The sequence below is a fragment of the Acidocella sp. genome (assembly GCF_028687955.1).
GTDB lineage: Bacteria > Pseudomonadota > Alphaproteobacteria > Acetobacterales > Acetobacteraceae > Acidocella.
In genome coordinates, this window is the sequence record NZ_JAQTZC010000046.1 from 7,586 (window position 1) to 17,506 (window position 9,921).

At 66.0% G+C, this 9,921-nt stretch carries 10 protein-coding genes; 5 read left to right on the top strand and 5 right to left on the bottom strand.

Going from position 1 to position 9,921, the window contains the following annotated elements:
• Positions 1-85: 85 nt before the first annotated feature.
• A complete protein-coding gene (locus tag PHE40_RS07485; RefSeq protein WP_299960256.1) occupies positions 86-1,288 on the top strand; it encodes a DUF5666 domain-containing protein in 1,203 nt (400 codons plus the stop codon).
• 141 nt (positions 1,289-1,429) lie between these two features.
• On the opposite strand, the gene hpnE is transcribed toward PHE40_RS07485, so the two are convergent.
• The 5 genes from hpnE to hpnA are packed head-to-tail and all read right to left on the bottom strand — an operon-like array spanning position 1,430 to position 6,461.
• Entirely contained in the window at positions 1,430-2,635 is a 1,206-nt protein-coding gene (gene hpnE, locus PHE40_RS07490) for a hydroxysqualene dehydroxylase HpnE (protein WP_299960258.1), read from the bottom strand.
• Positions 2,636-2,642: 7 nt separating this feature from the next.
• Positions 2,643-3,497 carry a presqualene diphosphate synthase HpnD gene (gene hpnD, locus PHE40_RS07495; protein WP_299960261.1) on the bottom strand — a complete coding sequence of 285 codons (855 nt, stop codon included), beginning with the start codon at positions 3,495-3,497 and terminating at the stop codon, positions 2,643-2,645.
• Complete coding sequence (gene hpnC / locus PHE40_RS07500) at positions 3,494-4,369, bottom strand: squalene synthase HpnC (RefSeq protein ID WP_299960264.1); 876 nt, start codon at positions 4,367-4,369, stop codon at positions 3,494-3,496. Before hpnC ends, hpnD begins: the two co-directional genes overlap by 4 nt.
• Positions 4,366-5,466: a glycosyltransferase gene (locus tag PHE40_RS07505; protein ID WP_299960267.1), complete on the bottom strand. Its 1,101-nt coding sequence runs from the start codon at positions 5,464-5,466 to the stop codon at positions 4,366-4,368. The genes hpnC and PHE40_RS07505 overlap by 4 nt, the downstream gene beginning before the upstream one ends.
• Entirely contained in the window at positions 5,463-6,461 is a 999-nt protein-coding gene (gene hpnA, locus PHE40_RS07510; protein ID WP_299960270.1) for a hopanoid-associated sugar epimerase, read from the bottom strand. The genes PHE40_RS07505 and hpnA overlap by 4 nt, the downstream gene beginning before the upstream one ends.
• Positions 6,462-6,613: 152 nt before the next feature.
• On the opposite strand from hpnA, the gene PHE40_RS07515 reads away from it, so the two are divergent.
• The 4 genes from PHE40_RS07515 to PHE40_RS07530 form a co-directional block, all read left to right on the top strand.
• Complete coding sequence (locus PHE40_RS07515; protein ID WP_299960273.1) at positions 6,614-7,525, top strand: ferritin family protein; 912 nt, start codon at positions 6,614-6,616, stop codon at positions 7,523-7,525.
• Positions 7,522-8,508: a flippase-like domain-containing protein gene (locus tag PHE40_RS07520; protein ID WP_299960275.1), complete on the top strand. Its 987-nt coding sequence runs from the start codon at positions 7,522-7,524 to the stop codon at positions 8,506-8,508. The genes PHE40_RS07515 and PHE40_RS07520 overlap by 4 nt, the downstream gene beginning before the upstream one ends.
• Positions 8,509-8,525: 17 nt before the next feature.
• Complete coding sequence (locus tag PHE40_RS07525; protein WP_299960278.1) at positions 8,526-8,783, top strand: GlsB/YeaQ/YmgE family stress response membrane protein; 258 nt, start codon at positions 8,526-8,528, stop codon at positions 8,781-8,783.
• Positions 8,780-9,921 (top strand): MFS transporter (locus PHE40_RS07530; protein ID WP_299960279.1); only part of this gene is annotated, 1,142 nt, incomplete at its 3' end. The genes PHE40_RS07525 and PHE40_RS07530, both read left to right, overlap by 4 nt.

Below are 9,921 nucleotides of genomic sequence, written 5' to 3' on the forward strand. Positions count from 1 at the left end.
GCCAAATTGCTGGACAGCAGCCCAGCCCCCGAGTCCGAGGCCGCCGGCCAGCCGCTGAAACGGCTGCGCCTTGGCGTGTATTATTATGAAACCAGCACCGAAGACCAAGCCTGACATGGCCTTGCTCCCGCAACCCCCTGTGCAACGCCCCTGGCGGGCCGCGCGCGGGAGGGCTGGCGCCCTGCTCGGGCTGGCGGTGGCCGTGTTTTCCCTCTGCGCCGCGGCAACCCCGGCGCAGGCATCCGGCGGTGAGCCTGGCGGCATCGGCGGCACGGGCGTCAGTTCCGGCCCCGGCGGTATCGGTGGCACGGGCATCGCCCGCCCTGGCATGCCGATCACCGGCTACGGGCCAATCCAGGCTTTTGGCAGCGTGTTTGTGAACGGCCGTGAATATGCGCTCAATGGCCGCACGCTGGTCGTCATCGACGGCGCCCCCGCCACGGTATCCTCGCTGCGCGTGGGCGAAACCGCCGAGGTGAAAGGCGTTGTCACCACGCCGCGCGGCGGCTACGCCAGGGAAATCACCGTCGTTCACCCCATCATCGGCCCGGTGAGCTATATCGCCGCCGATGGCCGTAGCGCCATCGTGCTGGGTCAACATGTGGTCGCGGCGCATCGTCAGGAGCTTTTCTCCGGCATGCGCGCCGGCGCACTGGTTGCGGTCTCCGCGCTGCCCCGGCCCTCGGACGACTGGGTTGCGCAGCGGGTAACCGCCTTGCCACCGGGCAACCGTTTCCAGCTGGTGGCGGAAGTCACCTCGCTGGCGCCCGGCCGGCTGGCGGTCGCGGGCACCAGCATGCAGGCGCCGCCCGGCCTCACGGCGGGGCTTGCCCCCGGCGAGCGGGTCATCGTCAGCGGCACCATCAGCCCCCAGGGCCTGCTGGCCGCCGCCGCCACGCCCGCGCCCGTAGCACTCGGCGCGCCCGGAACACTGGTTGAGGTCCGCGGCTATTTCCAGACCAGCGCCAAGGGGCAACTCGTCACCGCCGATGGCCTGGCCGCCTCCGGCGCACCGGCGGGGCTTGATCTTAATGGCCAGCATCTGGTCGAAATTCAGGGGGAGTTGACCGCCGCGGACTCCATCATGATCGACCAGATCGACACTGAGATGCTCGATGTCGAGGATCTGATCGGCGTCCCGAAACCCGCTCTCTCAGAGCCGGATGGAGCAATCGAACCAGCCCCCGCGCACGATCTGCCCGAGGTCGAAACGCCCGAGATTGAAGCACCCGAGGTTGAAACACCCGACCTGGAGGCGCCGGAAATTGAAACGCCATCGAAAGACTAAACGCTGAAACGGCACTGCATTATAAAAATAGCGGGCAATTCACGCTTTCGGCTCGCTTGGTTGAGCGAACCTCAAACGATCGCGCTCTCATCATTTTTCCGAGGGCGATTCACGCTTTCGGCTCGCTCGGTTGAGCGAACCTCAAACGATCGCGCTCAGGCCATTCAGGCCTGACATGAGCGCCTGCGCGGCGGCGTTGCCGGAGCGGATTGCCCCCTCGATGGTCGCGGGCAGGCCGGTGTCGGTCCAGTCGCCGGCGAGCATCAGATTCGGGTTGTTGGTCCTGGTTTTCGGCCGCCGGGCCATTTGTGCCGGGGTGGCCAGCATGGTGGCCCGTTTTTCCCATACGGCGCGGTAAACCGGGATTTCGGGTGGAAGCGAGAAGGCGCTGGCGATTTCGCTCCACACTTTGGCGGCGATGTCCTGCGCGCTCATGTCCGCATAGCGGCTGGCGGCGGAGATGGTGACCGAGATGACGCTGCTGTGCGCGAACACCCATTCCGTCATGCCGCCGATGAAGCCCCAGAAACCGGCTTCGCCGGGAGGCAGTGAATATTTGAAATGCAGATTATAGATCGACTCGAACTCGTTCGGCACGGTCAGCCCCGGCACCAGCTCGGCCGCGGCCCAGGGGGGCACCGCGAGGATGGTGGCCTGCGCGGGGTTCAGCTCGCTCACCCGTTCGCCCAGGCGGATCACCGCGCCGCGCTCGCGCAGCCAGTTCAGTGCCGGGTCAACAAAGGTCTCCGAGAGGCCGCCGCGCGCGTAGCGGGGGATGGTGGCGTAGCCGCCCAGATCCAGGCTTTCGGCGAACACGCTGCGCAGCGCCGCCGCAGCTGCCACCTGCGGGCTGGTGTTGAGCGCGGAGACTGCGAGCAGCTCCAGCAGCTGGGAATAAAGCGGCCCAGTTCCGGCCAGCAGCGGGGCGACCAGATCAGAGGGTTTTGCCCTGCGGATTTTCAGCAACCCCAGATAATGGTGCAGCCTTGTGCCCGGCACGCGGCGCCTGCTGGAAAATATCCACCACGGAAAGCCTCCCTGGTTGAGCCGCAGCGTCCAGCTCTTTCCGGTGCGCAGGTCATGAAACGGAAAAATCGGCTCGGCCGGCCCGGTGAGGGAGCGATTCGCGCCGATCCGTTGCAGGTAGGCGAGTGTGGCGATGTTGCCCGAGAGCAGCAGATGGTTGCCGTTATCGATGCGGCAGCCGAGCACGTTGTCATAATGCGAGCGCGCCCGCCCGCCGGCGGTTTTCGCGGCCTCGAACAGCACGACATGGTGCCCCGCCTCGGTGAGCTGGCAGGCGGCGGCGAGACCGGCGACCCCCGCGCCGATGACATGCACACTCATCGCGCCCTCACGCGGCCAGCAGGCGCGCGGCCAGCACGAGCTTGCGCCAGGCCGGAAGTTTTACGCGCGGGCCCTCGTAATTGAAGTTCCGCCGCCGCAGGATGCCGAGCAGCGGGCGGTAGCTGGCTTGCATCAGCCGGGCCGGGCGCATGGCCTCCTGGTTGCAGCGCGCCATCGCGGCCTGCGCTTCGGTGAATTTTTGTTCCGCCATGGCGGCGAGCCGGGCGCAGACCATGGGCAGGGCGGGTGAGGCGAGGGCGGCTTGCGGCTCTGGGGGGATTCCGGCTTCATCGAGGAATTCCCGGGGGAGATACAGACGGCCGCGGGCTGCGTCCTCGCCGACATCGCGCAGGATGTTGGTGAGTTGCAGGCCGCGCCCCAGCGCATGGGCCACATCGCGCGCCGCGCCCGAGGAGTCGCCGAACACATGCACGGAAAGCCGCCCCACGGCGGAGGCCACGCGGTCGCAATACAGGTCCAGCGCCGCTAGTGCCGGCGCCACGATGGGGTCTCCCGCATCCATCTCCATGCCATCGATGATGTCGCCAAAGTCCGATGCTTGCAAATCAAACTGCCGGACGGCGCCGAGCAGCGCGCGGGGGATCGGGCCGTCCGCCTCGCCGTGGTAGAGGGCGGCGATGCGCGCGCGCCACTCATCCAGCGCCGCGCGCTTGTGCGCGAAGGGAACATCGTCATCGTCGGCGATGTCGTCCACCACGCGGCAGAAGGCGTAGATGGCATACATCGCATCCCGCCGCGCGGGGGGGAGGATTTTCATGCCATGGTAGAACGAGGTGCCAGAGGCTTTCACCAGGGCGGTGACATAGGCGATATCGGCGGCGGTGCAGGTGGAATCGGTCATGCGAAGCGGCCAAGAGAGAGGGTGGCGGCGGTGATAAAATCAACCTTGGTGAGCTTCACCCGGCTGGCCAGCGGGTCGCCATGGCGCAGCCGCGCGGTGAGGCGCCTGGCGAGCCGGGTGATGATGGCGGTCTCCACCCGCAGGCGGTGCGCGCGCACCAAGCCGGGCAGCGCGGCGGCGGCTTCGTTCAGCGCCTCGGTGAGGGTGAGCATCTGGTCAAACACGGCGCGCAGGGCCGGGGTGGTCTCGCCACGGGCCAGATCGTCGGTTTTGCAGCCGGCTTTTGCCAGCATGTCCTGCGGGATGTAGCAGCGGTCCAGGTTGCGCAGGTCGCCCGCGCAATCTTGCAGGTGGTTGAGCACCTGGAGCGCGGCGCAGAGGGCATCGGAGGCGGGCCACGTGGCTTTGTCCTCGCCGTGCAGCTCCAGCACATACCGGCCGACTGGCGCGGCGGAATAGCGGCAATAATCCATCAGCGCCGCCCAGTCGGCATAGCGGTTCTGCACCGCGTCCTGGCGGAAGGCGACTAGCAGCTCGCGCGCATGGATGGCGCTTACCCCCGATTGCGCCAGAGAGGCGCGCAACCGCGTGGCGCTGGGGGCGCCCTCGGCGCGGGCGCCGGTTAGAACTTCTTCCATGATATTCAGACGGGCGATTTTAACGGCAGGCGGCAGCGTGGCGGAATCGGCGATGTCATCGGCATTGCGGGCAAAGGCGTAATAGGCATGCACATGCTCGCGCAGCTCCCGGCGGAGGAGCAGAGAGCCGACGGGGAAGTTCTCGTCGGCCTTGTCCTTGCCGGACCATGCCTCGATGTTCTCATCCGGGACGGCTGCGGCATGTGTGGCCTGGGCGTTGTCGTTCGCGCTCATGCGCCGTGCTCCCCATAGGCGCGGCTTTTCCACTTGGCGCCGATGCCGCGCCAGTGGTTCACCGCCGAGGCAATGGTGGCGGCCATGTAGAACAGCGCGATGAAGGGCAGCGCCAGGGCGAGGGGTTTGGGCTGGTGGTAGCGTTTCAGCGTGGGGAAATAGCTGGCCACGGCCAGCGCCGAGGCGGCGAGCCCGGCCAGGAAGCCCCAGCCATGGCCGAAGATGACCTCATAGGGCGCCACCAGCCAGACCAGGGTGAGGCCCAGTATGGTTCCGGCCAGGATAAAGCCGGAGTGGTTGAGCTGGGTGAAGGCGGTGCGGGTGATCATGTTCCAGATGTCGGCCATGTGCGGATAGGGGCGGATGGAGGTGGCCAGGCCCGAGTGGCCGAGGAAGATGGGGCCGGATTTTTTTACCTCGCGCGCCAGGGAGACATCGTCGATGAGGGTGGATTTGATTTTTTCCAGCCCGCCGATGCGCGCCAGGGCTTCACGGCGGATCAGCACCGTGCCGCCGGCGGCGGCGGCGGTGGATTTCAGCGGGTCGTTCACCAGGGCGAAGGGATAGAGCATTTGGAAGAAATACACGAAAGCGGGGATCAGGAAACGCTCGGGCAGCGAGGCGCAGTTGAGCCGCACCATTTCGGAGACCATGTCAGCGTGCGGGGTGAGCAGGCGGGTGACCAGCGAGGAGAGATGGCGCGGGTCGTGCGTGATGTCGGCATCGGCGAACAGCAATATGGGCGCGGTGCTGGCCTCCACCCCCTGTTGCAGCGCCCAGAGCTTGCCCGACCAGCCGGGGGCCTTGGCTTTGCCGGTGATGATGGTGAGCCTTGGGTGCGCGCCGGCCAGGGCGGCGGTGCCGTCGGTGGAGTTGTCATCCACCAGGATGACGCGGAATTTGCCCGGATAATCCTGCGCCAGCAGCGAGGCGATGACCGGGGCGATGGTCTGCGCCTCGTCGCGCGCGGGGATGATGATGTCCACATCCGGCAACGCGGGCGGCGTGGCGGGGGGGAGTTCGGGCGCGGAGGCCCAGAATTTTCCATGCAGAAAAAACAGGTAGAGCCAGATGAGCAGGGCGAGGGTGGCGATCATGTCAGCAGGCCCTGGGCGCGCAGCCAGGTGAGCGCATCGGCTACGGCGGCGGCGGCGGGGCGCGGCTGGTAGCCGAGCCTGGTCTGCGCCTTGGCGGAGGTGAAGAACATCTTTTTGCGCGCCATGGCGAGGATCTCAGGGGTCATGAGCGGGGTTTTGCCGGTGATATTGGCGATGCGCTCCATCACCCAGGCGATGGGCATGAGCGGGGTAATGGGCAGGCGCAGGGTGGGCGCCTTGCGGCCGGTTTGCGCGGCGATGAGGGCGAGCAACTCGCGCAGCATGAGGTTTTCGCCGCCTAGGATATAGGCCTCGCCGGCTTGGCCCTTTTCCAGCGCCAGCAGATGGCCCTGCGCCACATCGCCGGCATGCACGATGTTCAGCCCGGTATCGACATAGGCCGGCATGCGGCCGTTGGCGGCGTCGCGCACCATCTGGCCGGTGGGGGTAGGTTTGACGTCGCCCGGGCCGATGGGGGTGGAGGGGTTGACGATGACGATGTTCTGCCCGGCGGCGGCCATGGCGCGCACCGCCTGCTCGGCGTCGTATTTCGACTTTTTATAGGCGCCGAGGTGGTGTTCGGGCTTGATGGGGGTGGTCTCATCGGCTGGGGCGCCGCTGGGGTTAAGGCCCAGGGCGGCGACGGAGCTGGTGTAGACGCTGCGTTCCACCCCGGCGGCGGCGGCGGCGCGCAGCAGGGCAACGGAGCCGTCGATATTCACATGGCGCATGGCGGCTTCATTGGGAACCCATAGCCGGTAGTCCGCCGCGACGTGGAAGAGATAGCGGCAGCCTTGCAGCGCGGGGGCGAAGGTGGCGGGATCCGCCAGGTCCAGCGTGACGATTTCAGCGGGCAGGCCCGCCAGGTTGCGCAGATCGCTGCCAGGGCGGGTGGTAAGGCGCAGCCTGTGCCCGGCGCGGTGCAGCGCGCGCGCCACGGCGGCGCCGACGAACCCGGTGGCACCCGTCACAAGCGTTATATCGTCCGCACTCAAGCTTTTACTCCGCCATGCATCATGTAGTCTCTTTATTTGGCGCGTGGCCGCCCCGCCAGCCCCACCAGGGGCGCCATGTATAAATTCCTGTCCTGTTGCGCTAGAAGCCGGGCAGTTTTTAATGAACCCCTGAGCAGGCAAGAGGAGCTGTCATGGATGATTCGAGCATCGCCGCCGTGGATTTCAAGGCGCGGCATTGGGATTTTGCGCAACCGGGGCAGATTAAGCCGGGGAGCGAGGCGCATTACCAGATGATGACGCGGCTGCTGGAGGAGACCTACAACCCCTACAAGCCGGCGGTGCTGGACTGGCCTGTGCTGGACGCGGAGACCAAGGCGCGCATCACCTCGCTGCCGATCTGGGATATCGCGGTGCAGACCGAGATCAAGGCTTCGATGCGTATCGAGGCGTTTGCGAAAACGGTGAAAAACCCGGCCTTACGGGCGGCGCTGCTGCATATGGCGGGGGAGGAACGGCGCCACCGCGATGTGCTCTCCCGGCTGGTGGCGGCCTATGACATTCCGATGCAGCCCGATGAGGAATATGTGCTGCCGGTGGATGCGGAATGGGGGTTCATGGTAACCGGCTTTTCGGAATGCGTGGATAGTTTTTTTGCCTATGGGCTGTTTGAGATGGCCCGGCGCTCCGGCTATTTTCCGCGGGAGCTGGTGGAGACGTTCGAGCCCGTGGTGCAGGAGGAGGGGCGGCATATTCTGTTTTTCACCAACTGGATCGCCTGGCATAAGGCGAACATGCCGCTGTGGCGGCGGCCTTATTTCGCGCTGAAAACGGCGGCGGTATGGGCTTTTCTCATCTGGGAGCGTATCGGGATCGCGCGCGATGTGGATGGGCTGGAAGGCGCGGATGCGAACTTCACCATCAACGGGTCGAAGGCATTGAGCGATGAAATGGACCCGGCGGTGCTGATCGATATTTGTTTGCAGGAGGATAAGCGGCGCATGGCGGGTTATGATGCGCGGCTGCTCCGCCCCACGACCATGCCGCGGCTGGCAAGGCTGGCGCGGCTAATCGTGCGCCCCAAGAAACGGCTGGCCGCGGTTTGAAGCGCCATCTGCGGCTGCTGCCGGCGGTCTTTGCGCTTGCCGGTGTCGCGGTGGTCACGGGGCTGGTGATATATTACGGCGCGGCGGATGTGCTGCGGGTGCTGGCCTCGGTGAAGCCCTCGGGCTTTGGCCTGTACACTCTGGTGCAGCTGGGGATTCTGCTGGGGCTGGGGCTGTGCTGGCGCATGGTTTTGCGCAGCCGGATGCGCGGTAGCTTCTGGCTGTGCGTGTGGGGCCGCATGGTGCGCGATGCCACCGGTGAGTTTCTGCCGTTCAGCCAGGTGGGGGGCTATGTGCTGGGCGCGCGGGTGATGGCGCTGCATGGCGTGCGGATCGCCGATGCCACGGCCTCCACCCTGGCGGATATCACCACTGAGTTTCTCGCGCAGCTGGTGTTTATCGGCATCGGGCTTGCCATATTGGCGCGCAAGGCGCCTTCCAGCGATTTGCTGGTGCCGGTGGCGGTGGGGCTGTGTGTGGCGGTGGTGCTGGGGGTTGGGTTGATCCTGGCGCAGCAAGGCAGCGGGGCGAAGATTTTCCGGGCGCTGGCCTCAAAGATCGCGGGGCAGACGGGCGAGGGGGCGTCGTTGAGCATCGACCGGCTGCAGACCTCGCTCAATATCATGTATGGCGAGCGCGACCGGCTGGCCTATGGCGCGCTGCTGCATCTGGTGTGCTGGTTTGGCACCGCGACGGCTTCGTTTGTCGGGTTTCATGCGGTGGGGGTGCCGTTGAGCTTTGTCGATGCCATATGTATCGAGGCGCTGCTGCATGCGATTATGGCGCTGGCGTTTTTTGTGCCGGGCCGGGTGGGGATACAGGAGGCGGCGTATACCCTGCTGGGCGGGATTTTTGGGGTGCCGCCGGATGTGGCGCTTTCGCTCTCGCTGATGCGCCGGGCGCGCGATTTTGTGATTGCGGTGCCAGCGCTGGTGGTGTGGCAGGCAATTGAGGTGAGGCGGTTGAAGAAAGCCGCGTTCTGATTTTTGGAGGGTGGCGGATGTCGATTCTCGGATGGGTTGTGTTGGGATTGCTGGCTGGGTGGATTGGCAGCCATATCGTCGATAACCGCGGCAAGGGGCCGATGCTGGATATGGTGCTCGGCATTGTGGGCGCGCTGGTGGGCGGCAAGATTTTCATGGTGCTGGGCGCAGCACCGGTGAGCGGGGTTAATTTCTACAGCCTGTTCGTCTCGGTGGTGGGGGCGGTTGTGGTGCTTGTGGGTTATCATGCGGTGATGGGCAACCGCCGGCTTTGAATGGCGCCGTGGGCGGGGTGAGCGTGGGGGCGCGGCTGCGCACCATGTGGCTGATGTTTTTCATGGCGGGGATCGGGATTTCCGTCTGGGCGATTACGGTACCGTATTCCAAGATAAAATTCGGCCTGAGCGATGGGACGCTGGGGGTCGTGCTGTTCGCGGGGGGGATTGGCGGGCTGGCGGGGATGCCCTTTGCCGGGATGGCGGTTGGCCGCTGGGGCAGCCGGGCGGTGCTGGTGGTGGTTTCAACCGGGGTTGGGGTGTTGTTGCCGCTTCTGGTGAGCGCGCATTCGGCCCTGGGGTTCACCGCATTATTGTTTGTGTACGGCACGCTGTTCGGCGCGCTGGATATCGCGCTTAACGCCCAGGGCGCGGTGGTGGAACGCATGAGCGGGCGGCTGCAGATGTCAGGTTTTCATGCCTGTTACAGCCTGGGCAGTCTGGCGGTGGCGGTGGCGAGTTTTTTGCTGCTGCGGCTGGGGGTGTCCTACGCCGGGTGTGCGTTGATCAATGCTTCGGCGATATTGCTGATTTTGACGCAGAGCGGGTTTCTGGTTGCGCATGAGGCCGATGTGCGTGCTTTGGGGCCGCGGCTGGCGCTGCCGAACCGGGCGACGATTGTGCTGGGGCTTTGCTGCTTCGTGTGCTTCATGACCGAGGGGGCGGCGACGGATTGGAGCACGGTGTTTTTGCGGTTCTCGCGCGCGATGCCGCTGGCCAGCGCGACGCTGGGCTATGCTGCCTTTGCGGTGGCGACGGCGGGGGCACGGCTGCTGGGCGACCGGGTGGCGATGTGGCTGGGGCAGGCGGCGGTGATGCGCATGGGCTGCGCGGTGGCGGTGGCTGGGTTTGGGCTGGTGATTTTTGTGCCCTTTGGCTGGGCGGGGATTTTTGGTTTTGGCTTGGTGGGGCTGGGGACCGGGAATATCGCGCCGTTGGTGATGAGTGCGGCGGCGCGGGTGCCGGGAATGGCGGCGAACCATTCAGTGCCCGCCGTGGTGGGGCTGGGGTATGCGGGGTTTCTGGTGGGGCCGGTGGTGATTGGCGCGGTGGCGAACAGGCTGGGGCTGGGGTTTGCGCTGGGGTTGGATGCGGCGTTGCTGGGGGCGGCGTTTTTTGCCGCCGAGGCGGTGGCGGG

Excerpts from the sequence above, each read along its gene's own strand:
- PHE40_RS07505 (WP_299960267.1), bottom strand. The coding sequence starts at position 5,466 with ATGATCGCCACCCTCGCCCTGCTCATCTGGCTCTACCTGTTTTTTCTG.
- hpnC (WP_299960264.1), bottom strand. The coding sequence starts at position 4,369 with ATGAGCGCGAACGACAACGCCCAGGCCACACATGCCGCAGCCGTCCCG.
- PHE40_RS07515 (WP_299960273.1), top strand. The coding sequence starts at position 6,614 with ATGGATGATTCGAGCATCGCCGCCGTGGATTTCAAGGCGCGGCATTGG.
- hpnE (WP_299960258.1), bottom strand. The coding sequence starts at position 2,635 with ATGAGTGTGCATGTCATCGGCGCGGGGGTCGCCGGTCTCGCCGCCGCC.
- PHE40_RS07485 (WP_299960256.1), top strand. The coding sequence starts at position 86 with ATGAAACCAGCACCGAAGACCAAGCCTGACATGGCCTTGCTCCCGCAA.
- hpnD (WP_299960261.1), bottom strand. The coding sequence starts at position 3,497 with ATGACCGATTCCACCTGCACCGCCGCCGATATCGCCTATGTCACCGCC.
- PHE40_RS07525 (WP_299960278.1), top strand. The coding sequence starts at position 8,526 with ATGTCGATTCTCGGATGGGTTGTGTTGGGATTGCTGGCTGGGTGGATT.